The organism is Rhodococcus sp. B10 (genome assembly GCF_011770055.1).
GTDB lineage: Bacteria > Actinomycetota > Actinomycetes > Mycobacteriales > Mycobacteriaceae > Rhodococcoides > Rhodococcoides kyotonensis_B.
On sequence record NZ_JAAFYV010000003.1, the window covers coordinates 213,620 to 237,928 of the forward strand.

Here is a 24,309-nt window from a genome sequence, read left to right on the forward strand (position 1 = left end):
CGTTCCGCCCTCTACACGCATGTGTGTAGAGGGCGGAGTCGTTTCTGGTGGGGGGTCAGTACACCGGGCCGGTGTACTTCTCGCCCGGGCCCTTGCCCGGCTCGTCCGGGTGCGCCGACTGCTCGCGGAAGGCCTTCTGCAGAGCCTGCAGACCTTCACGAATGGGTCCTGCGTGCGGCCCGAGGTATTCGACGGACGCGGTGACGAGGCCTGCGAGAGCCGTGATGACGCGTCGCGCCTCGTCGAGATCCAGGTAGGGGCTTTCCGACGGGTCCGCCTCGGACAAGCCGAGCTTCTCGGCGGCGGAGCTCATGAGCATCACGGCTGCGCGGCTGATGACCTCGACGGCGGGGACGTCGGCGAGTTCGCGCACGTCGTGCTCGGCGTCGTTGCCGGATTCGGGGGTGCTTGTCATGCCTTCGAGCATTCCATGCCGTCGAAGATGCGCCGACGGACCACCGCCGATTCGTCGTCGGGCGGGGTGCCCTGGTAGAGTCTTCCACCGACCGTCTTCGACGCGCGCACTCGCAAGAGTTCGTTCGTACGGAGGCAGCAAGTGGAGCCCGACTCCCACCGGCATGCAGCACAATAGTTGCTTCCGGTCCGGTCGCTCGACACATCGGAGTTCGATCGCAGCATTCAGGCGATTGCCTCGGATGGCCGAGCTTTCTCGTCCAGTACGAGAAGATCCATACGGCGTGAGCCGGGTGTGATCGACCGGTCGACATCGGGCCCTGCGCCAGCGGAATGCTGGAGCAGGGTTTTTTCGTTGTAGAGGGCAGTGTCCTTTCGGGGACGTGTCCTGACGGCGAGATGTCGAAGGACCCGGGCAGGCGGGCTGTGCGACAGGCAGGCGGTCGGCTCGACACCACACCGCACTACCTAGGAGGCCCCATCAGCACTGAGACCCGCATCAACGATCGCATCCGTGTTCCCGAGGTTCGACTCGTCGGACCCGGCGGTGAACAGGTTGGCATCGTGCGTGTTGAAGATGCACTCCGCTTGGCTCTCGAAGCCGACCTCGATCTCGTGGAAGTGGCTCCCGACGCACGTCCGCCGGTCTGCAAGATCATGGACTACGGGAAGTTCAAGTACGAGGCAGCGCAGAAGGCGCGTGAGTCGCGCAAGAACCAGACCCTCACGGTGATCAAGGAGCAGAAGCTCCGTCCGAAGATCGACGCCCACGACTACGAGACCAAGAAGCGCAACGTCATCCGCTTCCTCGAGGCCGGGTCGAAGGTCAAGGTCACCATCATGTTCCGTGGTCGCGAGCAGTCCCGCCCCGAACTCGGCTTCCGGTTGCTGCAGCGTCTGGGCGCAGACGTTGCCGATCTGGGATTCGTCGAGACGTCCGCAAAGCAGGACGGCCGCAACATGACCATGGTTCTGGCTCCTCACAAGGGCGCCAAGACCCGAGTGAAGGCGCAGGAAAGCGCCGCCGCTCCGCAGGCGCAGCGTGCTCCGGCACCTGCCCAGCCCGCATCCGGCGACGCCCCGGCCACGCCGCCTGCAAGCTAGACCAGAACACGTAAGAACCCTGCCGACCGTCGGTCGGCAGGGTTACAGCCGAGCAAGACCGAAGAGCACTACAGAAACCGAGGACTCCATGCCCAAGCAGAAGACCCACAGTGGCGCCAAGAAGCGATTCAAGGTGTCCGGCAGCGGCAAGATCCTGCGTCAGAAGGCCGGCCGTCGCCACCTGCTGGAGCACAAGGCAACCAAGGTGACTCGTCGCCTCGACGGTGTCGCAGTCGTCACGAAGGCCGACGAGCCGCGGGTCAAGCGCCTGCTCGGCCTCTGATCTGGACTTCGTAGCCGGCGGCCGAGCCGTCGGCCCCTCCCTTTTTCCATCCGGGGTTCGTAGAAGCCCCCAGATCGACAGGATTCACCAGTGGCACGCGTAAAAAGGGCCGTCAACGCCCAGAAGAAGCGCCGTTCGATTCTCGAAGCGTCCAAGGGCTACCGCGGACAGCGCTCACGTCTGTACACCAAGGCCAAGGAGCAGCAGCTCCACTCGCTGACCTACGCCTACCGCGACCGCAAGGCGCGCAAGGGTGACTTCCGCAAGCTGTGGATCACGCGCATCAACGCTGCAGCTCGCGCGAACGACATCACCTACAACCGCTTCGTCCAGGGCCTGAAGGCTGCGGGCGTCGAGGTCGACCGCAAGATCCTCGCGGAGCTTGCCGTCTCGGACGCCGCGGCATTCGCCGGCCTGGTCGCAGTGGCCAAGGCTGCTCTGCCTGCCGACGTCAACGCTCCTGCCGGAGAAGCAGCCTGAGCAGGTTGACTCACGTCGATCCAGACCCGAAACGACCCGTGGACACGCTCACCGAGCGCACCCCACGGGTCGTTTCGGCTGTCAAGCTCCTGCGTGCGGCCGAGCGTCGCAAGACGGGCCTGTTCCTCGCCGAGGGAAGCAACTCGGTCACCGAAGCGCTTGCGGCCGGGGTCGTCGAGCAGCTGTTCTTCCGTGACGACTCCGCCGACCGCAATCGCCTGGTCCTCGACGCGGCGGCCACCGCGGGGGTGCGTACGTACCCGATCAGCGAACGTGCCGCGAAGGGTCTGTCCGACACGGTCACGCCGCCCGGCATCGTCGCGGTGTGCCGAACGATCGACGTCGACGTCCCGACCGCGCTCGACGGAACGCCGCAGCTCGTCGCCGTCCCGGTGGAGGTGTCCGAGCCCGGGAACGCGGGAACCGTCGTTCGCGTCGCCGATGCGGTCGGTGCCGATGCGGTCGTGCTGCTCGGCGATGCGGTCGACCCGCACAACGGCAAGTGCGTCCGCGCGTCTGCGGGCAGTCTGTTCCACCTGCCGATCGCGCGAGAGCGCTCGATCGACACGGGTATCGAGGCCCTGCGCGCGCGCGGGTTGACCGTTCTGGCGACCGCCGCCGACGGTGAGGTCGACCTCGACGATGCCGACGAGTTGTTGAGCGGGCCGACGGCGTGGCTGTTCGGCAACGAGGCGCACGGGCTCGCACCGTCCGTCGCGGCGAACGCCGACCATCGCGTACGAATACCGATTCACGGGCGAGCGGAGAGCTTGAATCTCGCGACGGCCGCTGCCATCTGTCTGTACGCGAGCGCACGCGCCCAGCGGCAGTCCCGTCGTGATCGATCCGGCCACCTCGCCTAGGATCGAAACGTTCTCGAGCGACCTAGACCATCAAGGAGTTGCACCTCTCGTGGCGAAGAAAGAAGGCGGAAACGCCCAGCCCGTCGATCCCAGTGTGCTCGAGGCAGCTGCCCTCGACGCCGCGGCGAACGAGGCGGAGAAGGCGTTCGCCGACGCGCGGGATCTCGACGAACTGACGTCGGTGAAGATCGAGCACATCGGCAACCGTGCTCCTCTCGCCCTGGCGCAGCGCGCACTCGGGTCGATCCCGGGAGATCTGAAAGCGGAGGCGGGCAAGCGCGTCAAGGTTGCCCGCGATCGCGTGCAGAAGGCATTCGACGCGCGCCGCGAGGTCCTGTTGGCCGAGCGCGACGCCGCGATCCTCGTCGCCGAGACGATCGACGTGACCTTGCCGTCGAACCGCCGTCCCGTCGGTGCTCGCCACCCGATCACGATCATCGCCGACCAGGTCGCCGATGTGTTCGTCGGAATGGGGTGGGAGGTCGAGGAAGGCCCGGAGGTCGAGGCCGAGCACTTCAACTTCGACGCCCTCAACTTCCTGCCCGATCATCCCGCGCGCACGATGCAGGACACCTTCCACATCGCGCCCGAGGGGTCGCGTCAGGTCCTGCGTACGCACACCTCGCCGGTTCAGGTGCGGTCGATGCTGTCGCGTGAGGTTCCGATCTACATCGTGTGCCCGGGCCGTACGTTCCGTACCGACGAACTCGACTCGACGCACACGCCGGTGTTCCATCAGGTCGAGGGTCTGGCGATCGACAAGGGTCTGACGATGGCCAACCTGCGCGGCACGCTCGACGCGTTCGCACGGGCACTGTTCGGCGAGGAGACGCGGACGCGCATGCGCCCGAACTACTTCCCGTTCACCGAGCCGTCCGCCGAGGTCGACGTCTGGTTCCCGAAGAAGAAGGGCGGCCCGGGCTGGGTCGAGTGGGGCGGCTGCGGCATGGTCAATCCGAAGGTGTTGCAGGCCAGTGGAATCGACCCCGAGGTGTACTCGGGCTTCGCGTTCGGCATGGGCTTGGAGCGGACGCTGCAGTTCCGCAACGACATTCCCGACATGCGCGACATCGTCGAAGGCGACATTCGCTTCACGATGCCGTTCGGCGTCGGCGCCTGACCTTCATTCCTGCATCAGACACGTAGAGAGAGCTGAACGCACCGTGCGAGTTCCACATTCCTGGTTGACCGAGGTTCTGCAGCGATCCACGCCGCAGTGGCAAGTGACTCCCGAGGAGCTCGACGAGGGCTTCGTCCGGGTCGGGTTCGAAGTGGAGGAACTCGATTCCCTCGACACCGTCACCGGTCCGCTCGTCGTCGGACGCGTGACGTCGATCGAGGAACTGACCGAGTTCAAGAAGCCGATCCGCTTCTGCCACGTCGATGTCGGCAACGACGAGCCGCAGGAAATCGTCTGTGGAGCACGGAATTTCGCCGAGGGCGACCTGATCGTGGCGGCCCTACCGGGCAGCGTGTTGCCGGGCGGCTTCGCGATCGCGGCGCGCAAGACGTACGGCAAGACGTCCAACGGCATGATCTGTTCGACGGCCGAACTGGGCCTCGGCAGGGACTCGTCGGGCATCCTGGTTCTGCCGGAGGGTACCGCCGCGCCTGGTGACGACGCCAAAGTCGTTCTCGGCATGGATGATTCGGTCATCGAATTGAACGTCACGCCGGACCGCGGTTACGCGTTCTCGGTGCGCGGCCTCGCCCGCGAACTCGCGAGCAGCTTCGATCTCGACTACGCCGACCCCGCCGCAGGACCGGTGCAGAACAACGAGGGCGACACCTGGCCCACGACGGTCGAACCCGAGTCCGGCGCATCCAGGTTCGCGTTGCGCAAGGTCAGCGGGATCGACCCGAAGGCGGTCACGCCGTGGTGGATGCAGCGCAGGCTGCTCCTCGCCGGGATCCGGCCGATCTCTGCCGCCGTCGACGTCACGAACTACGTTCTGCACGAGTTGGGCCAGCCACTCCACGCGTTCGACGCGGCGAAGCTGACCGGCGGAATCGTCGTCCGCCGCGCGAAGGCGGGGGAGAAGCTGACGACTCTCGACGACGTCGAACGCACGCTCGACGCGGAAGACGTCGTCATCGCCGACGACTCCGGCGCAATCTCGCTCGCGGGCGTGATGGGTGGCGCGTCGACCGAGGTGGGCGACGACACCGTCGACGTCATTCTCGAAGCCGCGACGTTCGATCCGCTCGCGGTGTTCCGCACCGGTCGTCGTCACAAGCTGTCGAGTGAAGCGAGCAAGCGCTTCGAGCGCACGGTCGACTCCGCCCTGCCGGTGGCGGCGTTGGACCGAGCCGCTCAGCTGCTCGTCGAGATCGCAGGCGGTCACGTCGAGCCCGTCCTGACCGACATCGGATCGGTGCACACGTTCCCGGCTGTCCGGATCGACATCGATCTCCCGGACCGGGTCGCGGGCGTCACCTACCCCAACGGGGTCGCGGCGCGTCGCCTGACCCAGATCGGTTGCGACGTCGAGGTCGGTGTCAGCGCCAGTGGACACGGCGAGCTCGTCGTGACGCCGCCGAGCTGGCGTCCCGACCTGCAGCAGCCGGCCGACCTCGTCGAAGAGGTACTGCGTCTCGAGGGTCTGGAGCAGATCCCGTCCGTGCTGCCGGCTGCACCGGCCGGGCGTGGGCTGACCGCGACGCAGAAGCGGAAGAGAGCCGTCGGAAAGTCCCTCGCTTTCGCGGGGTACGTCGAGGTGCTCCCGACGGTCTTCCTGCCCACCGGTGTGTTCGACATCTGGGGCCTGCCTGCCGACGATGCTCGTCGTCGGACGACGTCGGTGCTCAATCCTCTCGAGGCCGACCGCCCCGAGCTCGCGACGACGATCCTGCCGGGGTTGCTGGAAATCTTGGCGCGCAACGTGTCCCGCGGTCAGCGCGACCTGTCGCTGTTCGGAATTGCCCAGGTCGTTCTGCCCGGCGACGACACCGCCGCGGTCGAGGCTCTGGCCGTCCACACGCGTCCGAGCGACGAAGAGATCGACCGACTGCGCGCGTCGTTGCCCGCACAGCCGGTGCACGTCGGCGTCGTGCTGTCCGGACAGCGTGAGCCGTCGGGTCCGTGGGGCCAGGGGCGTGCCGCGGAGGCGTCGGACGCGTTCGACGCGGCGCGCACGGTCGCGGCGGCTGCGGGCGTCGACATCGAGTTGCGTGCTGCGCAGTACCTGCCGTGGCATCCGGGCCGTTGCGCCGAAATCCTCGTCGACGGTGTCGTCGTCGGGCACGCGGGTGAGCTGCATCCGGCGGTGCTCGAGCGAGCAGACCTACCGGCTCGCACGTGTGCCGTCGAGCTGAATCTCGATGCATTGCCGATCGTCGAGTCGCTGCCTGCACCGGTCGTGTCGCCGTTCCCGGCGGTCCTGCAGGACGTGGCAGTCGTCGTCGACAGATCGGTTCCTGCTGCCGACGTCGAATCGGCCCTTCGGACGGGTGCAGGCGAGTTGCTGGAGAGTCTTCGCCTGTTCGACGTCTTCGAAGGCGAACAAGTCGGCGAGAACCGGAAGTCGCTGGCCTTCGCACTCGTGTTCCGCAGCTCGGAAGGAACGTTGACGGAGGCGCAGGCGACGGAGGCGCGGGACGCCGCCGTGGCCGCTGCAGCGGCGGCCGTGGGCGCAGAACTTCGACGCTGACCCTCCCGGACTCGCGCCGAAGTACGTAGCGTGGAGGCATGAGCATTCACGGGGTGGAGGGCAGGTCCGACGTCGCGGTGTTACGGGAGGTCCTGGCCGCAGTGTCGGGCCGCCCGGCGCTTGCGCCGCTGCACGCGACCGCATCGGCACTGCTGGCCGATCTCGACACGGCGAGTTCGGACGACCCCTCGTCCGTTCCGCCCGGGGACATCCCGGACGTGGACATTCCGCACGTGACCAAGCCCAGAATCGACCAGCCATTGGGTGATCCGCTGGGCGGCACACCGACCCAGCTTCCTCGGCAGACGATCATCGACGCCGAGTTGGTCGACGACAGCGCAATCGACGGGGCGATCGGCGGCGGCGTCAGCGCAGGCCTGTCCAATCACGAGTCACCGACCGGCTACACCGATCAGGGCGTTCCGACGTGGGACTCGGTTCGCGGCAAAGTGGAGGGCCGGTCGGCGATGGCCCTCGGCGCGGAGGAACTCGATCAGAGCAGTCCGGCCGGCCACTCTCTCGACGAGCAGTGGAACGACCGTGAAGAAGCGGGTCGCAAGAAGCTCGACGAGATCCGGCGGTCGATGAAGGCTCCTTCGGAGCACGTGCACAAGAATACTTAGCGGGCTATGTAGTTTCGTGCACATGGGACGGCCCGACCCCAGTCATGAATGAGCTTGCATGATGATGCATAATCAATCGTATGAACGCTCGGATTGATGACGTGGAGACCTCTCCGCTGCGGATCGCCGTCGCGGGGGCAAGCGGATATGCAGGTGGCGAGATTCTGCGCCTGCTGCTCGGACACCCAGGGGTGGCGTCGGGTCGCCTCGTGATCGGTTCGCTCACCGCAGGTGGAAATGCCGGTTCGGCGCTGGGTGAGTTCCATCCGCACCTGCTCCCGCTCGCCGATCGAGTCCTCACGGAAACCACCATCGACGAGCTGTCCGGCCACGACGTCGTCTTCCTCGGACTTCCGCACGGCAAGTCGGGGGAGATCGCCCAGCAGCTGCCGGAGTCCGTCGTGATCATCGATTGTGGCGCCGACTTCCGCCTGTCCGACGCGTCCGCGTGGGAGAAGTACTACAAGTCGGCTCACGCCGGTACCTGGCCGTACGGTCTGCCCGAACTGCCCGGTCATCGTGAGAAGCTCGTCGGCGCGACGCGCATTGCCGTGCCCGGCTGCTATCCGACGGTCTCGTCTCTTGCTCTCGCTCCGGCAGTTGCGGCCGGCATCGTCGAACCGCGCGTCAACGTCGTCGCGGTCAGCGGAGCATCGGGTGCGGGTCGCGCCCCGAAAGCGGACCTGCTGGGCGCGGAGATCATGGGGTCGGTGCGGGCGTACGCCGTTGCGGGCGCACACCGGCACACGCCGGAGATCGCGCAGAACTTGTCCGCGTTGTCGCCGGAGCCGGTGACGGTGTCGTTCACTCCCGTTCTCGCGCCGATGCCGCGCGGCATCCTCGCCACCTGCACCGCGGTGACGACGGCGACGCAGGAGCAGGCCACCGAGGTCTACGAAAAGGCGTACGCTGCCGAGCCTTTCGTTCATGTACTCGGCGCAGGTCGCCTACCGCAGACCGGTGCGGTGATCGGGTCGAACGCCGTGCAGATGAGTGTGTCCGTCGACGAGGACGCAGGTCTGCTCGTCGTGGTCGCCGCCGTCGACAACCTAACCAAGGGGACCGCAGGCGCCGCGATCCAATCGATGAATCTTGCCTTGGGCATCCCCGAGACCGATGGTCTCTCGACAGTTGGAGTCGCACCGTGAGCAGCGCCACCGAGGCACAGGCATTGTCGGGCAAGCTCGTTCGCAGTCAGGGCGTCACCGCGCCCGCCGGGTTCCGCGGTGCGGGTATCGCGGCCGGAATCAAGGCGAACGGCAAGCCCGACTTGGCGCTGGTGTTCAACGAGGGCCCGGACACCACCGCGGCAGGCGTCTTCACGCAGAACAAGGTCAAGGCTGCACCGGTGCTGTGGTCGCAGCAGGTACTGCAGACCGGCAAGCTTCGTGCTGTCGTTCTCAATTCCGGTGGCGCCAACGCGTGTACGGGCGCGCCGGGGTTTCAGGACACGCATCGCACTGCGGAGGAAGTCGCAGGTGCACTGAGCAATTGGGGTACGGAGACGGGTGCCGTCGAGGTCGCGGTCTGCTCGACGGGTCTGATCGGTGACCGTTTGCCGATGGACAAGCTGATTCCCGGCGTCACCGAAGTCGTGCACGAACTCGCGGGAGGAATCTCCGGCGGGACCGACGCGGCATACGCCATCATGACGACCGACACCGTCCCCAAGCAGGCCGCCTTTCACCACACCGACAAATGGAACGTGGGCGGTATGGCCAAGGGCGCAGGCATGCTCGCTCCGTCGCTCGCCACGATGCTCAGTGTCGTCACCACCGACGCCGTCGCCACCGCACAGCAGTTGGACGAGGCGTTGCGCAACGCGACGAGACTGTCGTACGACCGCCTCGACGTCGACGGCGCCACGTCGACCAACGACACCGTGCTGCTGCTCGCGTCCGGTGCCAGTGGCGTGACGCCGACCCAGGACGAACTGAACGCCGCCGTCCTGGCCGTCTGCGACGACCTCGCCGATCAGATGATGGCCGATGCCGAGGGTGTCACGAAGCGGGTGAAGGTCACGGTGTCCGGCGCCGCGTCCGAGGACGATGCGTTGATCGGTGCACGTACCGTCGCACGCGACAGCCTCGTCAAGACCGCGCTGTTCGGGTCCGACCCCAACTGGGGCCGTGTGCTCGCGGCCATCGGCATCGCGCCGATCGAGCTGAACCCCGATCGAATCTCGGTGTCCTTCAACGGCAGTCCCGTCTGCGTCGACGGCGTCGGCGCGCCCGGTGCCAGGGACGTCGACCTGTCCGGCGAGGACATCGAGGTCGTCATCGACCTCGGAATCGGTGACAGCTCGGTCACCATTCGAACGACGGATCTGTCGCACGCGTACGTCGAAGAGAACTCGGCGTACTCGTCATGACCGCACCCGAACTGTCGGCGTCGCAGAAGGCGCACACACTCGCCGGAGCACTGCCGTGGCTGCAGCGGTTCCACGGCAAGATCGTCGTCGTCAAGTACGGCGGCAACGCCATGGTCGACGACGAGCTCAAACGCGCGTTCGCCGAGGACATGGTGTTCTTGCGCACCACCGGTATTCAGCCGGTCGTCGTGCACGGAGGCGGCCCGCAGATCACGGCCATGCTGTCCAAGCTCGGTATGACCGGTGAATTCCGCGGCGGCTTCCGCGTCACGACGCCCGAGGCCATGGACGTCGTGCGCATGGTCCTGTTCGGTCAGGTGGGCCGAGAACTCGTGGGGCTGATCAACAGTCACGGCCCGTACGCCGTCGGAATCTCGGGCGAGGACGCGCACCTGTTCACCGCATCCAAGCGCGAGGTGATGGTCGACGGCGTTCTCACCGACATCGGTCTTGTCGGCGACGTCACGTCCGTCAACCCCGACGCGGTACTCGATCTCGTTGCGGCAGGGCGCATTCCGGTGGTCTCGACCATCGCACCCGACGCGGACGGCGTCGTGCACAACATCAATGCCGACACCGCGGCTGCCGCACTTGCCGAGGCGATCGGCGCGGAGAAACTCGTCGTGCTCACCGATGTCGAAGGGCTGTACACCGATTGGCCGGATCGGTCGTCGTTGACGTCCGAGATCGACCCCGACGCGTTGGCCGCGCTGCTGCCGTCTCTCGACGCGGGGATGGTCCCGAAGATGGAAGCATGCTTGCGCGCCGTCCTCGGGGGTGTGCCGTCCGCGCACGTCATCGATGGACGTGTGCCGCATTCGGTGCTCGTCGAACTGTTCACGGGTGAAGGCATCGGCACCATGGTGGCCAAGCTGCCCGTATCCGACTCGAACACTACTGTCACAGGGGGCCTTTCATGAGTGATCACGGGACAGCAGACCTCCAGACCCGGTGGTCGAATTCGCTGATGGACAACTACGGTGTTCCTCGCGTCGCGCTGGTGCGCGGTCAGGGAGCCGTCGTGACCGACGCCGACGGCAAGGACTATCTCGACCTGCTGGCCGGCATCGCTGTCAATATTCTCGGACATGCACATCCGGCCGTCGTCGATGCGGTGACCACACAGCTTTCGACGCTCGGTCACACGTCGAACCTTTACGCGACCGAACCCGGTATCGCTCTCGCCGAACAGTTGCTGTCGCACCTCGGTGCGGGCACCCACGGCCGAGTGTTCCTGTGCAACTCGGGAACCGAGGCCAACGAGGCCGCGTTCAAGATCGCACGTCTGACCGGGCGTCCGAAGATCATCGCCGCGCAGAAGGCGTTCCACGGCCGCACGATGGGTGCGCTGGCGCTCACGGGCCAGCCGGACAAGCGTGCACCGTTCGAACCGATGCCTGCCGGTGTGCACCACGTGCCGTACGGCGACGTCGCCGCACTCGAAGCAGCCGTCGACTCGGATACCGCCGCGGTGTTCCTCGAGCCGATCATGGGCGAGGGTGGCGTCGTCGTCCCGCCGGAGGGTTATCTTCTTGCCGCGCGGAAAATCACGGCACGCCACGGTGCGCTGCTGATCCTCGACGAGGTGCAGACGGGTATCGGCCGGACCGGATGGTTCTACGCGCATCAGGCCGTCGGCATCGTGCCGGACGTCATCACCCTCGCGAAAGGACTCGGCGGCGGTCTGCCGATCGGAGCCTGCATCGGCATCGGCGAAGCAGGCAACCTGCTGCATCCCGGCAAGCACGGCACGACGTTCGGCGGAAACCCGGTATGCGCGTCGGCGGCTCTCGCGGTTCTGAAGACCATCGCCGACGAGGATCTCGTGTCCCACGCCGATCGACTCGGCAAGGTCATCACGCATTCCATCGAAGAACTGAACCACCCGCTGGTCGATCACGTACGGGGCGCAGGCCTGCTACTCGGCGTCGTGCTGACTCGAGCCGTCGCGCCCAAGGCCGAAGCCGCAGCGCGTGACGCCGGGTTCCTGATCAACGCCGCACAGCCCGACGTTCTACGCCTGGCCCCGCCCCTCGTTCTCACCGAGGAGCAGGCGGCGACGTTCGTGACGGCCCTGCCCGCAATTCTCGACACAGCCCAGGAAACGGAATAACCATGGCACTGAGGAACTTTCTGCGTGACGACGACCTGACCCCGCAGGAGCAGGGCGAAGTTCTCGCGCTCGCCGCCGAGATCAAGCGTGCACCGTTCTCGAAGCGACCGCTCGAAGGACCGAAGGGCGTCGGCGTCATCTTCGAGAAGAACTCGACCCGGACGCGGTTCTCGTTCGAGATCGGTATCGCGCAGCTCGGCGGTCACGCGGTCGTCGTCGACGGCCAGAGCACGCAGCTCGGACGCGAGGAGACGCTGCAGGACACGGGCCGTGTCCTGTCGCGGTACGTCGACGCGATCGTCTGGCGCACGTTCGGCCAGAAGCGCCTCGAGCAGATGGCGACCGGATCGACGGTTCCGATCGTCAACGCGCTGTCCAACGAGTTCCACCCGTGCCAGGTGCTCGCGGATCTGCAGACACTCGTCGAGCAGAAGGGGAACCTGAAGGGGCTAGAGCTGGCGTACTTCGGCGACGGCGCCAACAACATGGCGCACTCGCTGATGCTGGGCGGTGTCACCGCGGGCATCAACGTGACCATCGCTGCACCGAAGGCGTTCGCGCCGCTGGGTGACGTCGTCGACGCGGCGCGTGCGCGTGCAGAGCAGACCGGCGCCACCATCACGATCACCGAGGACCCCCACGAAGCTGCGGCCGGCGCCGACGCGCTCGTCACCGACACGTGGACGTCGATGGGTCAGGAGAACGACGGCCTCGACCGCGTCGCGCCGTTCCGGCCGTACCGGATCGACACCGATCTGCTGACCAAGGCGAAGTCCGACGCCGTCGTTCTGCACTGCCTGCCCGCGCACCGCGGCGAGGAGATCACCGACGAGGTCCTCGACGGCCCGCAGAGCGTCGTCCTCGACGAGGCGGAGAACCGTCTGCACGCCCAGAAGGCACTTCTGGTGTGGTTGCTCGAGCAGGCGCGACGACCGTGAGCGAGGGGGTGTCGTCGACGCCGCTGACGGCATCGACCCGCGCAGGCAGGCAGGCGCGGATCGTGACTCTGCTGGCGACGAACCAGGTCAGAAGTCAGCCGGAGCTCGCGTCGCTGCTGGCGGCCGAGGGTATCGACGTCACCCAGGCCACGTTGTCGCGAGATCTCGACGAACTCGGCGCGGTGAAACTGCGCGCCGCGGACGGCGGGGTCGGTGTGTACGTGGTGCCAGAGGACGGCAGTCCCGTCCGCGGCGTGTCGGGCGGCACCGACCGCCTGACGCGACTGCTCGGGGAGCTGCTCGTCTCGACCGATTCGAGCGGGAACCAAGCAGTCCTGCGCACGCCCCCTGGCGCGGCGCACTATCTCGCGAGCGCGCTCGACCGGGCGTCGCTGAGGGAGGTTGTCGGGACGATCGCCGGGGATGACACGATCTTCATGATCGCGCGCGAGCCCACGACCGGCAGCGAGCTCGCGGACAAGATAGAGAAACTGGCCCGACGCGGGGAGTGAACACCCCGTCGACGGCACAACGACAGACCTACACAAAAGCTAGTTAAGGAGCGCACACACCATGGCCGAACGCGTCATTCTCGCCTACTCGGGGGGATTGGACACCTCCGTCGCCATCAGCTGGATCGGCAAGGAGACCGGCAAAGAGGTCGTCGCCGTCGCCATCGACCTCGGTCAGGGCGGCGAGGACATGGAGGTCGTGCGCCAACGTGCGATCGATTGTGGCGCAGTCGAAGCCGTCGTCGTCGATGCTCGCAACGAGTTCGCCGACGAGTACTGCTTGCCGACCATCCAGAACAACGCTCTCTACATGGATCGCTACCCGCTGGTGTCGGCCATCAGCCGTCCGCTGATCGTCAAGCACCTCGTCGAGAACGCGCGTGCGCACGGCGGAACCGTCGTCGCGCACGGCTGCACCGGCAAGGGCAACGACCAGGTCCGGTTCGAGGTCGGCTTCAACACCCTCGCACCCGAGCTCGACGTCCTCGCTCCGGTCCGCGACTACGCGTGGACCCGTGAGAAGGCCATCGCGTTCGCCGAAGAGAACAAGATCCCGATCAACGTCAGCAAGAAGTCGCCGTTCTCCATCGACCAGAACGTCTGGGGTCGTGCCGTGGAGACCGGGTTCCTCGAGGATCTGTGGAACGCGCCGACCAAGGACGTCTACGACTACACGCAGGATCCGACGGCCAATTGGACGGCTCCCGACGAGCTGATCATCGGCTTCGACAAGGGTCGTCCGGTCAGCATCGACGGCCGTCCCGTCTCGGTGCTGGAAGCCATCCAGGAGCTCAACACCCGCGCAGGCGCTCAGGGTGTCGGCCGTCTCGACGTCGTCGAGGACCGTCTCGTCGGCATCAAGAGCCGTGAGATCTACGAGGCACCGGGCGCAATGGTGCTCATTCGCGCGCACGAGGAGCTCGAGCACGTCACCCTCGAGCGCGAGCTCGGACGCTACAAGCGCCACACCGACCAGAAGTGGGCCGAGCTGGTCTACGACGGTCTCTGGTACTCGCCGCTCAAGGGTGCGCTCGACACGTTCAACACGCACACCCAGGAGCACGTGTCCGGTGAGATCCGACTCACGCTGCACGCGGGCACGATCAACGTCAACGGTCGTCGCAGCGGCGAGTCGCTGTACGACTTCAACCTCGCGACGTACGACGAGGGCGACACGTTCGACCAGTCGTCGGCCAAGGGCTTCGTGCAGCTGCACGGCCTGTCCTCCAAGATCGCGGCCAAGCGGGACCTGGGCTTGTGAGCCAGAAGACCAACGAAGGGTCTCTGTGGGGCGGGCGTTTCGCGTCCGGCCCTGCAGAGGCCATGGCGGCGCTGAGCAAGTCGACGCATTTCGATTGGGTGTTGGCGCCCTACGACATTCGCGCGTCGATGGCACACGCGCGGGTGTTGCACGGTGCCGGTCTGCTCACCGCAGAGGACCTCGAGACGATGCTCGACGGTTTGGCGCGCCTCGCCGCCGATGTCGCCTCGGGTGAGTTCGTCGCCGCCGAGTCCGACGAGGACGTGCACGGTGCGCTCGAACGCGGGCTCATCGACCGCGTCGGACCCGAGGTCGGCGGGCGGTTGCGTGCAGGCCGGTCGCGGAACGACCAGGTGGCGACGTTGTTCCGAATGTGGTTGCGCGACGCGGCCCGTCGTGTATCGGCGGGCGTGCTCGACGTCGTCGACGCGTTGACGACGCAGGCGGCTTCGCATCCGAGTGCCGTCATGCCGGGCAAGACGCATTCGCAGGCCGCCCAGCCGGTTCTGCTGGCGCATCACTTGTTGGCACACACGCACCCGCTGCTGCGCGACGTCCAGCGATTCCAGGACTTCGACAAACGAGCTGCGGTGTCCCCGTACGGTTCCGGCGCTCTGGCAGGTTCGTCGCTCGGACTGAACCCAGAGCAGATCGCCGCCGAACTCGGATTCGACTCGTCGGCCGAGAACTCGATCGATGCCACGTCGTCGCGTGACTTCGCGGCCGAGGCTGCGTTCGTGCTCGCGATGACGGCCGTCGACCTGTCGCGACTCGCCGAGGAGATCGTGTCCTGGAGCACGCCCGAATACGGTTACGTCACGCTCGCGGACGCGTGGTCGACCGGCAGTTCGATCATGCCGCAGAAGAAGAATCCGGACGTCGCGGAATTGACGCGTGGCAAGACGGGACGACTCATCGGAAACGTCACCGGGCTGTTGGCGACGCTGAAAGCGCAGCCGCTCGCGTACAACCGGGATCTGCAGGAGGACAAGGAACCCGTCTTCGACTCCGTCGCGCAACTGGAGTTGTTGTTGCCTGCCCTCGCGGGACTGGTGTCGACGCTGACGTTCGACGTCGATCGCATGGCCGAATTGGCGCCTGCCGGCTACACGTTGGCGACCGACATCGCCGAATGGATGGTCCGGCAGGGAACGCCGTTCCGAATCGCGCACGAGGCAGCCGGCGCATGCGTCAGGGCCGCCGAGGCTCGTGGCGTCGGACTCGACGAGCTGACCGACGAGGAGTTGGCGTCGATCGACTCGTCGCTGACGCCTGCCGTTCGTGAGGTTCTCACCGTCGAGGGATCGATTTCCTCACGGGATTCGCGCGGCGGTACGGCTGCGGTTCAGGTCGCGTCACAATTGGGTGGCGTTCGATCGTCGGCCGAGCAACTACGGACGTGGGCCCGGACAGCACTAATCACGGACTGACACAAAAAGTCACGCACGCCGGAATTCGATGCGGTCGGTGTGAGAAGCTTCAACCTACGAAGGTGGGTGGGCGGTCGGGTCGCCGAGTCGAACGCAGGAGTTGTTGTGGTGGGACTGAATGCAGATGCGTTTCGGGAGCCGTTGCGGCGTGCGATCGCCACTGCACAGAACGGTCTGGAGGTCATCCGGCTCGGTGGCCTCGAGACCGAAGTCGATCCGTCGCCGTTCAAGGTCGTCGACCGGGACGCGATGTATCGATTGCGTCGATACTTCCCGGAGGACGCCGACCGGGAGTCGAAGCCTCCGGTAGTCCTCGTGCCGCCGATGATGGTGTCCGCGGACGTCTACGACGTCACCACCGACCAAGGCGCCGCGGGCATCCTGCACAGCATGGGTCTCGACCCGTGGGTCGTCGACTTCGGATCGCCCGACACCGAGGAAGGCGGCTGGGGGCGCACGCTCGCAGATCACGTCGTCGCGATCAGTGAGGTCGTCGACAAGGTGCACGCACTCACCGGTCGCGACGTGCATCTCAGTGGCTACTCGCAGGGCGGCATGTTCTGTTACCAGGCGGCCGCCTACCGGGGCGGCAAGAATCTGGCCAGTCTGATCACGTTCGGCGCTCCTGTCGACACGTTGGCGGCGTTGCCGTTGGGCATTCCGGCCGGGGTTGCCACCCGGGGAGCCGAGTTCCTCGCCGACCATGTCTTCACGCGCCTTGCGGTGTCGGGATGGATGGCGCGCACGGGTTTTCAGTTGTTGGACCCGGCGAAGACGGTGCGTTCGCGACTCGATTTCCTGCGGCAGTTGCACGACCGCGACGCTCTGCTGCCGCGAGAGCCGCAACGACGCTTCCTGGCCTTGGACGGGTGGGTCGCGTGGTCGGGGCCGGCGGTGGCCGAACTGCTCAAGCAGTTCGTCGTGCACAACCGCATGATGACGGGAGGATTCGTCATCAAGGATCGTCTGCTGACGCTTGCCGACCTGACGGTGCCGGTGCTCGCATTCGTCGGTGAGGTCGACGACATCGGTCAGCCCCTTGCCGTCCGAGGCATCAAGCGCGCGGCCCCGCGGGCCGAGATCTACGAAACCACGCTCCGGGCAGGGCATTTCGGGCTCGTGGTGGGTAGCACCGCGGCGTCGCAGACCTGGCCGACGACGGGGGAGTGGATCCGCTGGAGGGAAGGGCTGGGCGAGCAGCCCGACACCGTGTTCGAGATGAGTTACGACGAGCACGCCGATACCGACAGTGGTGTCTCGGTGAGCAACCGGCTGATCCACACGGCCGCATCGATCGCCGAAGTGGGGGTCGGCGTCGGGAAAGGTTTGGCGGCTGCGGCCACCGGCGCGGTGCGGGGCACGCGCGAGATTTCGACCGAGGCGGTTCGCACGCTGCCGCGACTGGCTCGGCTCGGTCAGATGCAGCCGCACACGACCGTCTCGCTCGGACGCCTGCTCGCGGAACAGGGACGCAGGTCTCCCGCGGGCGAATGCTTCCTGTTCGACGACCGTGTGCACACCTATCAGGCGGTCAACGTCCGGATCGACAACGTGGTTCGAGGGCTCATCGTCTCGGGTGTTCGCCCGTCGGCGCGCGTCGGTGTGCTGATGGAGACGCGACCCAGCGCGCTGGCGGCCGTCGCTGCGCTGTCCCGTATCGGCGCCGTCGCGGTCATGCTGCCTCCGGGCGGGGACCTCGACAGTGCGCTGCGTGTGGTCGACGTCGACATCGTCATCTCGGATCCGGAAAACCTCAAGTCCGCAACACTTCTCGCCGTCAACGTCTTGGTTCTCGGCGGCGGCGACGAGCGCGAGTTGGATATTCCCGACGGCGCCGACGTCACCGATCTCGAGGCCATCGATCCCGATTCGGTGCGGCTCCCCGCATGGTTCGAGCCGGATCCAGGACGTGCCCGCGAATTGGCCGTCGTGTTGTTCACGGCGACCGATCGCGGATTGGAGCCGCGCTTCATCACCAATCATCGATGGGCGTTGTCGGCGTACGGAACTGCGACGGCTGCCGCGCTCGGTGCCGGCGACACCGTGTATTGCCTTGCACCGCTGCACCATTCGGCGGGCCTTCTCGTCAGCGTGGGCGGCGCGCTTGCGGGCGGGTCGCGTATCGCTCTGTCGCGCGGGCTCGATTCCACGCGTTTCGCCAGTGAGGTGGCCCGCTACGGCGTGACGGTCATCAGTTACACGTGGGCGATGATGCAGACGATTCTCGACGACGACGACCTCGAACTCGGCCGTAATCACCCGGTCCGTCTGTTCATCGGATCCGGCATGCCCGTGAATCTGTGGAAGCGCACGCTGCACCTGTTCTCGCCGGCTAGGGTCCTCGAGTTCTACGCGTCGACCGAGAACGACGTCATTCTGGCGAACGTCGGGGGCGCGAAGATAGGTTCGAAGGGCAGGCCGCTGCCGGGCAGCGCCCGCGTCGAACTCGCTGCTTACGACCCGATGACCGGCCGCCTCGAAGAGGACGAGAACGGGTTCGTCCGCGTGTGCCGCGACGACGAGATCGGATTGCTACTCGGTCGACCGAACAGCGAGGGCGAGGTCACCAGCCCGCTCATGCGGGGGGTGTTCCAACCGGGTGACTCGTGGGTGCCGACGGAGAATCTGTTCCGGCGTGACGCGGACGGCGACTACTGGCTCGTCGATCGCAAGGACACCGTCGTGAGAGCCGCACGCGGGCCCGTGTACACGCAGCCGATCATCGACGCGTTCGGCGAGGTGGACGACGTGGAATCGGTCGTCGTGTACGGCATCGAAGCGCCGGAGTCCGCGGGGGCGCCGCGACGGTGGGATTACGGCGTCGACGAAATCGCGGTGTGCGCGGTGTCGACGCGTGGACACACGTCGCTGTCGGCGCGCATCGTCACCGACGCGATGGCCGTGCTGCTGCCGTCCGGGCGGCCGGACATCGTGCACATCGTCGACGACATCCCCCTCGGCAGGGCCTACCGGCCGCGCGCCTCCGACCTGCAGAAACTCGGACTACCCGCGCCGAGCGCGAGGTCATGGTTCTACGACGCCGACCAGGGCACGTATCGACGGCTCACCAAAGCAGTCGTCGCCGAGCGGTTCACGAAATCCGACGACGTGGACGACAGGTAGCCCGTTCGGCACGCGTGCTCGGTTCGGTAGTTTGAACGGACGGACTTCTCACGGGAAGTCGTGAACCTGCGAGAAAAAGGACTTCAGTGGCAATCGATCAGAACCTCCTCGGCATCCTTGCCTGCCCGGTGGACAAGGGCCCGCTCCTGCTGGTGGAGGACGAGTTGCTCTACAACCCGCGGTTGCGTCGGGCGTACCCGATCGAGAACGGAATTCCGGTTCTGTTGGTCGACGAGGCTCGTGACGTCGACGACGCCGAGCACGAGTCGATCCTGAGCCGAGCTCGATCGGCGTAGTTCACCAGCACTCAGTCGGGGAGCGGGCCCGTCAGATAGCGCTGCAGCGTCGGCCCGACGACGGCCACGAGACGATCGGCAGGCATCGACGCGATGGGTTCGAGTTCGAGGATGTGCCGGGTGAGCAGCAATCCGGCCATCTGCGACGCGACGAGACCAACGCGTTCGAGCCCGGAACCGGCAGGTACGTCGACGCGAACCGCGGTGTCTCGCAACGCAATCTGCAACAGGAAGCTGCTGATCAAGCTCGTGTCGCCACTCGCGATCATCGACCGAAACGCAGCGACGATTCCCTGACCGTTCTCCGAGTCCCAGACGCCGAGAATCGTTCTCGCGAGCGTCGGGCCGAGGACGTCGATGTCTGCTGCGAGTATCGGCTTCAATGTCTCGTCCGGGTCGACCGGCAGTGCGACGGCCGCGACGAACAGGTCACGCTTGGTCCCGAAGTAGTGGTGGACGAGCGCGGAATCCACCCCGGCGTCCGACGCGATCGACCGGACCGAGGCCCTGTCGAATCCCGCTTCCGCGAAGCGCCGACGCGCGACCGTCAGGATTGCGTCCTTCGTGCCGGACCGGCCCGGGCGTCGGCCGGAACGTGCAGGTGGGGCGGTGTCCGTCACGGAGTCCGCCGCCGAAGCGTCGCGGCGCCCGCGCACAAGGCGACGAGGGTGAAACCGGCGACCACAGCGATGTCGACGCCCATCCGCCCGGTGAAGGCGGGATTCGCGGAGATTTCCTGTAGTGCATCCACGGCGTAGCTGAGCGGAAGCACGTTGCTGATCGCGTGCAGCCAGTCCGGCATCTGCTCGCGCGGAACCAACAGACCGCACAGGAACAGTTGGGGAACGACCACGACGGGCATGAACTGCACGGCTTGAAATTCGGTGCGGGCGAAGGCGCTGCACAGCAATCCGAGGGCGACGCCCAGAACTGCGTTGAGCACCGCGATGAGCAACACCCAGGCGACCGGACCCGCCGTCGTCAAACCGAGCAGCCCGAACGACACCGCGCACGCCAGGAGGGCCTGCAGGACCGCGGCGACAGAGAGCGCGGTGGCGTAGCTCGCCAGGAGATCCAGTTTCGACATCGGTGTCGTGAGCAGCCGCTCGAGCGTGCCGGAACTGCGCTCACGTTGCATCGCGATGGACGTGATCAGGAACATCACGACGAACGGAAGGATGCCGAGCATCGTGATCGCGATCCGATCGAACAGCGGCAGGGCGCCGGGTCGTACCGGTACGTCGTCGTAGAGGAAGTACAGCAGCGCCATCAACAGCGACGGGACGAAGAGAATCATCGCGACGGTCCGGCGATCCGATCGCAGCTGACGCAGAATGCGTCCGGTGCCCGCGGCGTAGATCTGTGCGGTCATGACGTCTTCTCCATGGTGTCGTGTGCCCGAACGAGGGAGAGAAAGGCGTGCTCGAGGGTCGATTCGCCCGTGGTGCGCAGCAGCTCGTCGGGCGTCGGTCGTCCGAGGACGGTTCCGTTGCGCATGAGGATCAACGTGCTGCAGTGCTCGGCTTCGTCCATGACGTGGCTCGACACCAGGATCGTCGTGCCGGCGGCGGCGATGTCGGTGAACCGTTCCCAGAGCTCGAAGCGCAGAACGGGATCGAGGCCGACCGTCGGCTCGTCGAGTATCAGTACCTCGGGTTCCGCGACGAGCGCGCTCGCCAGCGACACACGTGAGAGTTGCCCGCCGGACAAACCACCGCTGATCGACGACGCATGGTCACCGAGCCCGACGGTGTCGATCGCGGACTCGACCGCAGTGCTGCCGCGGCCGTACAGCGAGGCGAAGTACGCGATGTTGTCGCGAACGGTGAGATCCCGGTAGACGCTGGGCGCCTGAGTCACGTAGCCGACCTTCGACCGTAGTTGTTTCGCACCGGCGGGCGATCCCAACACGGTGACCGTTCCGCTCTCGACGATCTGGGTGCCCACGATCGAGCGCATCAACGTCGTCTTACCACAGCCCGACGGGCCGAGAAGCCCGGTGATGGCACCTCGGGGTATCTCGAGATCCACGCGATCGAGGACCGTCCGTTTGCCCCGCCGCACGGTCAGTTTGTCTACGACGATTGCCGGTCCGATGTCCGTCATGACGCCCTCCCTGAATTCACCATTCGATGATTTCACCCTGTGATGAATTATGACCCCACGGTCGATGCGAAGTCAACGGGCGGCAAGATGACTTCACGTGGACATCGCTGCTTTGACAGGACACCCGGTCGACGCAGCTCGGCATCTTCTCGGGGCGACGCTGACTGCCAACGACGTGAGCATCGAGATCGTGGAGGTCGAGGCATACGGCGGCCCGGAGGGTGGCCCATGGCCCGATCCGGCTGCTCATTCGTACCGAGGTCCGACGCCGCGCAACGCCGTCATGTTCGGGAGCGCGGGAAGGCTCTACGTGTACCTGAGCTACGGCATGCACCTGTGCATGAACGTCACCTGCGGTCCCGACGGCGAGGCAGGCGCGGTCCTGCTGCGGGCCGGTGAGGTGACGCGGGGGGAGGGCGTCGCATTCTCGCGACGCGGCCCGCGAGCACCGGAACACAAGTTGGCGAGCGGCCCGGGAAATCTGGGGTCGGCGCTCGCAATATCGTTGGCAGACAACGGAACCGATCTGTTCGACGCGGCGTCGTCGGTGAGGTTGTCGAAGCTCGGTGACACACGCGCCATCACTGACATCGCGTACGGCCCTCGCGTCGGGGTGAGTACCGGCGCAGACAGAGCGTGGCGGCTTTGGGACCCGAGTTCGCGGGCAGTGTCGGCGTATCGACGCAGCCCTCGCGCGGTTCCCGGAGACTGACGGGCGGACCTCGGACGCACGAGCGGACGGAGATGCGGGAAGATCGACGGGTGAGTGAGAACATCATCGACGAACTGACCTGGCGCGGATTGATCGCGCAGTCCACCGACCTGGACGAACTGAAGAAGGCGACGTCGGGGGAGCCGATCACTCTGTATGCGGGGTTCGACCCGACGGGCCCCAGTCTCCACGCCGGTCATCTCGTTCCGCTACTGGCGCTGAAGCGGTTCCAGCGAGCAGGGCATCGTCCGATCGTCCTGGCCGGTGGTGCAACGGGTCTGATCGGCGATCCGCGCGACGTCGGCGAACGCACGATGAACTCTTCCGACACCGTGCGCGAGTGGGCCGACCGCATCCGAGGACAACTCGAACGCTTCGTGGAGTTCGGCGATCCGGCCACCGGTGCGATCGTGGAGAACAACCTGTCGTGGACGGGTGAGCTGACCGCGATCGACTTTCTGCGCGACATCGGCAAGCACTTCTCGGTGAACGTCATGCTCGCTCGCGACACCGTCAAGACGCGTCTCGAAGCCGACGGCATGTCGTACACCGAGTTCAGCTACATGCTTCTGCAGGCGAACGATTACGTGCAGTTGCGCCGCAAGCACGGCTGCACGCTGCAGATCGGCGGCTCCGATCAGTGGGGCAACATCGTCGCCGGCGTCGAACTGAACCGCCGCACCGATGCTGAGTCGGTGCACGCGCTCACCGTTCCTCTGGTGACGTCCGCGGACGGCAAGAAGTTCGGTAAGTCGACCGGTGGCGGAAGCCTGTGGCTCGACCCCGAGATGACGAGCCCGTACGCCTGGTACCAGTACTTCGTGAACACCGGCGACGCCGATGTCGTGAAATACCTGCGGTGGTTCACGTTCCTCGGACAGGAGGAGCTGGCAGAACTCGACGAGGCGACTCGCGAACGTCCTCATGCCCGTGAAGCCCAGAAACGACTCGCGGCAGAGATGACGACGCTGGTACACGGAGCCGAGAACACCAAGGCTGTCGAATTGGCGAGCCAGGCGCTCTTCGGACGCGCCGAACTGCAGGAACTCGACGAATCGACCCTGGCCGCCGCTCTTCGCGAGACATCGGTCTTCGACATGGGTGCGGGGGAGCCGTCGACGATCGTCGACCTGCTCGTCGGTACAGGCCTGTGCGAGAGCAAGGGTGCCGCCCGCCGCGCGGTGAAGGAGGGCGGCGCGTCCGTGAACAACGTGAAGATCGCCGACGAGGATTGGACGCCGTCGCCCGACGATTTCCTCCACGGAAAGTGGCTCGTCGTTCGACGAGGGAAGCGAAACTTCGCCGGCGCGTACCTGCGCTGAGGTAGGTTCGCCGGGGTGGCGCGAGTCACAAGCATGTGATTTCAGGTTCGGAGCGGGTATGTCACTCCGGCCGGGGTCGCTACCTCGGCATTTACCCCCCGGGTTGCAGGGCGACCTGGGAATTTGACGTGATGTTTTCCGCCGCGTAACTTTGTCCAAGTCAGAGCGACACGGACACCGACTCCGAGCCGAGAGGCCGGAGACAACGAGGTTGTACGAGTTACGCGATGACAATCCCGATCGTAACGAGTTCGCTTGTTCGTTCGGTGGGTCCGACAAAACGGCCGATTGACTCGGTCGGTTGGATCAGTTAGGCTGGAACGGTTGCCTCAGACGCCCCGGGATTGAACTTCCGAGGCTGGCGATGTGCGCGTGTTCTTTGAGAACTCAACAGTGTGTCGATGAATGTCAGTGCCGAATGTTTTTGGCGCTCATGCCTTTTGGGGTGTGGGTGTGACGTCTTCTTGCTTCATTCTTCCCGTCTGGGGTGAGGGGACATTTTTTGCTAGTTGAGTTTTTTTGCTAGTGATTTGGCTCTTTGGTTTTCGAACTGATTGCGTGGTTTTCGGACTGCGTGGTTGAGAGTCTTTTACGGAGAGTTTGATCCTGGCTCAGGACGAACGCTGGCGGCGTGCTTAACACATGCAAGTCGAGCGGTAAGGCCTTTCGGGGTACACGAGCGGCGAACGGGTGAGTAACACGTGGGTG

The 24,309-nt window shown here is 65.9% G+C and carries 23 protein-coding genes and 1 rRNA gene; 20 read left to right on the forward strand and 4 right to left on the reverse strand.

Annotation, left to right across the window (positions count from 1 at the left end; all coding sequences use genetic code 11):
* Positions 1-55: 55 nt before the first annotated feature.
* Positions 56-415 (reverse strand): DUF1844 domain-containing protein, encoded by a 360-nt coding sequence (locus tag RhoFasB10_RS03455; protein WP_157105193.1) that lies wholly within the window; start codon positions 413-415, stop codon positions 56-58.
* Positions 416-894: 479 nt separating this feature from the next.
* Between RhoFasB10_RS03455 and infC the strand changes: the two genes are divergently transcribed.
* The 17 genes from infC to RhoFasB10_RS03540 all read left to right on the forward strand — a co-directional run bounded on the left by infC (position 895) and on the right by RhoFasB10_RS03540 (position 19,461).
* Positions 895-1,518 carry a translation initiation factor IF-3 gene (infC, locus tag RhoFasB10_RS03460; RefSeq protein ID WP_217266246.1) on the forward strand — a complete coding sequence of 208 codons (624 nt, stop codon included), beginning with the start codon at positions 895-897 and terminating at the stop codon, positions 1,516-1,518.
* An 88-nt stretch (positions 1,519-1,606) separates the two neighbouring features.
* A complete protein-coding gene (gene rpmI / locus RhoFasB10_RS03465; RefSeq protein WP_068420865.1) occupies positions 1,607-1,801 on the forward strand; it encodes a 50S ribosomal protein L35 in 195 nt (64 codons plus the stop codon).
* A 90-nt stretch (positions 1,802-1,891) separates the two neighbouring features.
* On the forward strand, positions 1,892-2,281 hold the full coding sequence (gene rplT / locus RhoFasB10_RS03470) for a 50S ribosomal protein L20 (RefSeq protein ID WP_068420867.1): 390 nt from the start codon (positions 1,892-1,894) through the stop codon (positions 2,279-2,281).
* A 38-nt stretch (positions 2,282-2,319) separates the two neighbouring features.
* Positions 2,320-3,144 carry an RNA methyltransferase gene (locus tag RhoFasB10_RS03475; protein ID WP_068420868.1) on the forward strand — a complete coding sequence of 275 codons (825 nt, stop codon included), beginning with the start codon at positions 2,320-2,322 and terminating at the stop codon, positions 3,142-3,144.
* Between the two features lie 49 nt (positions 3,145-3,193).
* Complete coding sequence (pheS, locus tag RhoFasB10_RS03480; protein ID WP_167675060.1) at positions 3,194-4,264, forward strand: phenylalanine--tRNA ligase subunit alpha; 1,071 nt, start codon at positions 3,194-3,196, stop codon at positions 4,262-4,264.
* Between the two features lie 43 nt (positions 4,265-4,307).
* Entirely contained in the window at positions 4,308-6,794 is a 2,487-nt protein-coding gene (pheT, locus tag RhoFasB10_RS03485) for a phenylalanine--tRNA ligase subunit beta (protein ID WP_167675062.1), read from the forward strand.
* A gap of 38 nt (positions 6,795-6,832) precedes the next feature.
* Positions 6,833-7,417: a hypothetical protein gene (locus RhoFasB10_RS03490; protein WP_167675064.1), complete on the forward strand. Its 585-nt coding sequence runs from the start codon at positions 6,833-6,835 to the stop codon at positions 7,415-7,417.
* A gap of 80 nt (positions 7,418-7,497) precedes the next feature.
* On the forward strand, positions 7,498-8,565 hold the full coding sequence (gene argC / locus RhoFasB10_RS03495) for an N-acetyl-gamma-glutamyl-phosphate reductase (RefSeq protein WP_167675066.1): 1,068 nt from the start codon (positions 7,498-7,500) through the stop codon (positions 8,563-8,565).
* Positions 8,562-9,788 (forward strand): bifunctional glutamate N-acetyltransferase/amino-acid acetyltransferase ArgJ, encoded by a 1,227-nt coding sequence (gene argJ / locus RhoFasB10_RS03500; protein ID WP_068420877.1) that lies wholly within the window; start codon positions 8,562-8,564, stop codon positions 9,786-9,788. Before argC ends, argJ begins: the two co-directional genes overlap by 4 nt.
* On the forward strand, positions 9,785-10,708 hold the full coding sequence (gene argB / locus RhoFasB10_RS03505; RefSeq protein ID WP_167675068.1) for an acetylglutamate kinase: 924 nt from the start codon (positions 9,785-9,787) through the stop codon (positions 10,706-10,708). Before argJ ends, argB begins: the two co-directional genes overlap by 4 nt.
* Positions 10,705-11,901, forward strand: coding sequence for an acetylornithine transaminase (locus RhoFasB10_RS03510; RefSeq protein ID WP_068420879.1), 1,197 nt, complete (start codon positions 10,705-10,707; stop codon positions 11,899-11,901). Before argB ends, RhoFasB10_RS03510 begins: the two co-directional genes overlap by 4 nt.
* A gap of 2 nt (positions 11,902-11,903) precedes the next feature.
* Positions 11,904-12,839 carry an ornithine carbamoyltransferase gene (gene argF / locus RhoFasB10_RS03515; RefSeq protein WP_068420880.1) on the forward strand — a complete coding sequence of 312 codons (936 nt, stop codon included), beginning with the start codon at positions 11,904-11,906 and terminating at the stop codon, positions 12,837-12,839.
* Positions 12,840-12,862: 23 nt separating this feature from the next.
* Positions 12,863-13,351, forward strand: a complete 489-nt coding sequence (locus tag RhoFasB10_RS03520; RefSeq protein ID WP_114330686.1) for an arginine repressor — start codon at positions 12,863-12,865, stop codon at positions 13,349-13,351.
* A 61-nt stretch (positions 13,352-13,412) separates the two neighbouring features.
* Positions 13,413-14,612, forward strand: coding sequence for an argininosuccinate synthase (locus RhoFasB10_RS03525; protein ID WP_068420882.1), 1,200 nt, complete (start codon positions 13,413-13,415; stop codon positions 14,610-14,612).
* Positions 14,609-16,042 carry an argininosuccinate lyase gene (gene argH, locus RhoFasB10_RS03530; protein ID WP_167675070.1) on the forward strand — a complete coding sequence of 478 codons (1,434 nt, stop codon included), beginning with the start codon at positions 14,609-14,611 and terminating at the stop codon, positions 16,040-16,042. The genes RhoFasB10_RS03525 and argH overlap by 4 nt, the downstream gene beginning before the upstream one ends.
* A 105-nt stretch (positions 16,043-16,147) precedes the next feature.
* Entirely contained in the window at positions 16,148-19,165 is a 3,018-nt protein-coding gene (locus RhoFasB10_RS03535; RefSeq protein WP_167675072.1) for an AMP-binding protein, read from the forward strand.
* Positions 19,166-19,251: 86 nt separating this feature from the next.
* The gene (locus RhoFasB10_RS03540; protein ID WP_068420888.1) at positions 19,252-19,461 is read left to right on the forward strand and encodes a Trm112 family protein; all 210 of its coding nucleotides are present in this window, start codon (positions 19,252-19,254) and stop codon (positions 19,459-19,461) included.
* A gap of 11 nt (positions 19,462-19,472) precedes the next feature.
* Here RhoFasB10_RS03540 and RhoFasB10_RS03545 read toward each other — a convergent pair whose 3' ends face one another.
* From RhoFasB10_RS03545 to RhoFasB10_RS03555, 3 genes are read right to left on the reverse strand one after another with little or no spacing between them, the layout of a single operon-like run.
* Positions 19,473-20,081: a TetR family transcriptional regulator gene (locus RhoFasB10_RS03545; protein WP_254303368.1), complete on the reverse strand. Its 609-nt coding sequence runs from the start codon at positions 20,079-20,081 to the stop codon at positions 19,473-19,475.
* On the reverse strand, positions 20,078-20,833 hold the full coding sequence (locus RhoFasB10_RS03550; RefSeq protein WP_167675074.1) for an ABC transporter permease: 756 nt from the start codon (positions 20,831-20,833) through the stop codon (positions 20,078-20,080). The genes RhoFasB10_RS03545 and RhoFasB10_RS03550 overlap by 4 nt, the downstream gene beginning before the upstream one ends.
* Positions 20,830-21,567: an ABC transporter ATP-binding protein gene (locus RhoFasB10_RS03555; RefSeq protein WP_167675077.1), complete on the reverse strand. Its 738-nt coding sequence runs from the start codon at positions 21,565-21,567 to the stop codon at positions 20,830-20,832. The genes RhoFasB10_RS03550 and RhoFasB10_RS03555 overlap by 4 nt, the downstream gene beginning before the upstream one ends.
* A 97-nt stretch (positions 21,568-21,664) precedes the next feature.
* Between RhoFasB10_RS03555 and RhoFasB10_RS03560 the strand changes: the two genes are divergently transcribed.
* From RhoFasB10_RS03560 to RhoFasB10_RS03570, 3 genes are all read left to right on the forward strand, one after another.
* Positions 21,665-22,279 carry a DNA-3-methyladenine glycosylase gene (locus RhoFasB10_RS03560; RefSeq protein WP_167675079.1) on the forward strand — a complete coding sequence of 205 codons (615 nt, stop codon included), beginning with the start codon at positions 21,665-21,667 and terminating at the stop codon, positions 22,277-22,279.
* A 50-nt stretch (positions 22,280-22,329) separates the two neighbouring features.
* A complete protein-coding gene (gene tyrS / locus RhoFasB10_RS03565) occupies positions 22,330-23,601 on the forward strand; it encodes a tyrosine--tRNA ligase (RefSeq protein WP_167675081.1) in 1,272 nt (423 codons plus the stop codon).
* 588 nt (positions 23,602-24,189) lie between these two features.
* A 16S ribosomal RNA gene (locus RhoFasB10_RS03570) occupies positions 24,190-24,309 on the forward strand; the annotation flags it as partial.

Bases quoted from the DNA above. Each gene is read 5' to 3' on its own strand.
- RhoFasB10_RS03455 (WP_157105193.1), bottom strand. From the start codon at position 415: ATGACAAGCACCCCCGAATCCGGCAACGACGCCGAGCACGACGTGCGC.
- rpmI (WP_068420865.1), top strand. From the start codon at position 1,607: ATGCCCAAGCAGAAGACCCACAGTGGCGCCAAGAAGCGATTCAAGGTG.
- RhoFasB10_RS03490 (WP_167675064.1), top strand. From the start codon at position 6,833: ATGAGCATTCACGGGGTGGAGGGCAGGTCCGACGTCGCGGTGTTACGG.
- argC (WP_167675066.1), top strand. From the start codon at position 7,498: ATGAACGCTCGGATTGATGACGTGGAGACCTCTCCGCTGCGGATCGCC.
- argB (WP_167675068.1), top strand. From the start codon at position 9,785: ATGACCGCACCCGAACTGTCGGCGTCGCAGAAGGCGCACACACTCGCC.
- RhoFasB10_RS03510 (WP_068420879.1), top strand. From the start codon at position 10,705: ATGAGTGATCACGGGACAGCAGACCTCCAGACCCGGTGGTCGAATTCG.
- argF (WP_068420880.1), top strand. From the start codon at position 11,904: ATGGCACTGAGGAACTTTCTGCGTGACGACGACCTGACCCCGCAGGAG.
- RhoFasB10_RS03525 (WP_068420882.1), top strand. From the start codon at position 13,413: ATGGCCGAACGCGTCATTCTCGCCTACTCGGGGGGATTGGACACCTCC.
- RhoFasB10_RS03550 (WP_167675074.1), bottom strand. From the start codon at position 20,833: ATGACCGCACAGATCTACGCCGCGGGCACCGGACGCATTCTGCGTCAG.
- RhoFasB10_RS03555 (WP_167675077.1), bottom strand. From the start codon at position 21,567: ATGACGGACATCGGACCGGCAATCGTCGTAGACAAACTGACCGTGCGG.